Annotated in this window: 1 protein-coding gene; it reads left to right on the top strand. The window is 61.0% G+C overall.

Annotation, left to right across the window (positions count from 1 at the left end):
* The first annotated feature begins 76 nt into the window (after nucleotides 1–76).
* Nucleotides 77–1,459, top strand: coding sequence for an IS1182 family transposase (locus EK23_RS21295; protein WP_045227411.1), 1,383 nt, complete (start codon nucleotides 77–79; stop codon nucleotides 1,457–1,459).
* Nucleotides 1,460–1,576 lie beyond the last annotated feature (117 nt).

Here is a 1,576-nt window from a genome sequence, read left to right as displayed (position 1 = left end):
GATTGTGTTGAAAAAGGCCTGCCGATAAGGCCCGACTGGTAAAATACAGCCACATCCAAAGCGGAGCCGGAACGTCATGATGGGGCAGCAGGTATGGGCTCAGGAACAGCTGTTTTATTCCTTCAGCCTTGAGGATCATGTTCCGGCGAACCATCTGTTGCGCGGCATCGACCGCTTTCTCGATCTCGGCAGTCTGCGCCGGCATCTGGCCGAGTTCTACAGCCACACGGGGCGTCCCTCGATCGATCCCGAGCTGATGATCCGTATGCTGGTCGTCGGCTACTGCTTCGGGGTCCGCTCCGAACGCCGGCTGTGCGAGGAAGTCCACCTGAACCTGGCCTACCGCTGGTTCTGCCGCTTGGGATTGCAGGATCCCGTTCCGGACCACTCCACCTTTTCCAAGAACCGCCACGGCCGCTTTCGCGAAAGTGGCGTCTTCCGGCACGTGTTCGAGACCGTGCTGCGGCGCTGCATGGCGGAAGGGCTAGTCAAGGGCGAAGGCTTCGCCACCGACGCCAGCATCATCAAGGCCGATGCCCAGCGGCAACGGCGAGTGTCGGGTGAAGATATCGACTGGGGCGATCTCGAGCAGGCCGCGCGGCCGGTGCGTGAGTATCTGGCTGCCCTGGAGGAGGTCAATACACCTGCCGATCTGCCGAAGGTGTTGTCGCCCACGGACCCGCCGGCGAGTTGGACCGGTGCGGCCGGCGGGGCTCCGTTCTTTGCTTACTCAACCAATTATCTGGTCGATCTGGAGGCGGGGATCATCGTCGATGTCGAGGCCTCTTCGGTCAACAAGACCGCGGAGGTGGAGGCCACGCGCACGATGATTGATCGGGTGGAAGGACAATTCGGTTTGAAGCCAGAGCGCCTGGTTGGCGACACCAACTACGGCTCGGCCGCCATGCTTGCCTGGCTGGTCGACGAGAAACAGATTGCCCCACACGTGCCGGTATGGGACAAGTCCGAGCGCCAGGACGGCACCTTCTCGCGCAGCGATTTCGAGTGGCGCGAGCAAGAAAACGAATACCGCTGTCCCGCCGGCAAACCGCTGCGCAGTGAATGGCGGCTGTACCAGCGTCCGCGCACGCACATCACCCAGGCCGACACCATCATATACCGCTCCAGACAGCGGGACTGCGCGGGGTGTCCGTTGAAGGCGCGTTGCTGCCCGAACACTTCATTCCGCAAGATCGTCCGCAGCATCCATGAGAAGGCGCGCGAGGTGGCCCGGACCATCGCCGCGACCAGCGCTTATCGGCAATCGATGAAAGATCGCAAGAAGGTGGAAATGCTGTTCGCCCATCTCAAGCGCATCCTCAGGCTCGACAAGCTGCGTCTGCGTGGCTTCAGCGGCGCCCGGGACGAGTTCCTACTGGCGGCGACTGCCCAGAATTTGCGAAGAATGGCGAAATGGCTGATGCCAATGGCGCCAAAAGCCACCGAAGTACCCGCATAACGGCGGGACAGCCCGTCTCAACCCGCGAAAACCGATCGCCGTCCGTCAAAATGATTTTCTAATCGGTCAATCGGTATTCGCGACCCACGATTGGAAAGGCTGTTTTTCAACACAATC

Origin of the sequence: Methyloterricola oryzae (assembly GCF_000934725.1) — a bacterium.
In the GTDB taxonomy this organism is placed as follows: domain Bacteria; phylum Pseudomonadota; class Gammaproteobacteria; order Methylococcales; family Methylococcaceae; genus Methyloterricola; species Methyloterricola oryzae.
The sequence above is the reverse complement of the archived record's forward strand: the minus strand, read 5'-3'. Positions and strand labels throughout refer to the sequence as shown.

Coding starts and splice junctions, on each gene's coding strand:
- EK23_RS21295 (WP_045227411.1), top strand. CDS start 77: ATGATGGGGCAGCAGGTATGGGCTCAGGAACAGCTGTTTTATTCCTTC.